The organism is Erwinia sp. MYb416 (assembly GCF_037479575.1).
In the GTDB taxonomy this organism is placed as follows: Bacteria; Pseudomonadota; Gammaproteobacteria; order Enterobacterales; family Enterobacteriaceae; genus Erwinia; species Erwinia rhapontici.
Genome location: NZ_JBBGYT010000235.1, coordinates 1 through 323, shown reverse-complemented (window position 1 = coordinate 323; position 323 = coordinate 1). Strand labels below are relative to the sequence as shown.

Genomic DNA, 323 nt, shown 5'->3' with positions numbered 1-323 from the left:
TAAAAAACATTGTGGATTGACCGACAGCGAACTGGCCTTTGCCCTGCTGCCGCTGGCAGCAGCCTGCGCGGTAGCCACCCTGTCTGATTTTAAAGTGGGTGCCATTGCACGTGGCAAAAGCGGCACGCTGTTCTTTGGTGCCAATATGGAGTTTGCCGGTACTACAATGCAGCAGACCGTTCATGCCGAGCAGAGTGCGGTGACACATGCCTGGCTGCGGGGTGAAAGTGCACTGGCGTGCATTACCGTCAACTACACGCCGTGCGGCCACTGCCGACAGTTTATGAATGAGCTGAACAGCGGCAGCGGGCTGACGATTGAAC

Annotated in this window: 1 protein-coding gene; it reads left to right on the top strand. The window is 56.7% G+C overall.

The genetic code is table 11. The features are described 5' to 3' along the window. Positions 1-323, top strand: a 323-nt coding sequence (gene cdd / locus WH277_RS02175; RefSeq protein WP_339504141.1) for a cytidine deaminase, incomplete at both ends; no start/stop codon positions are given.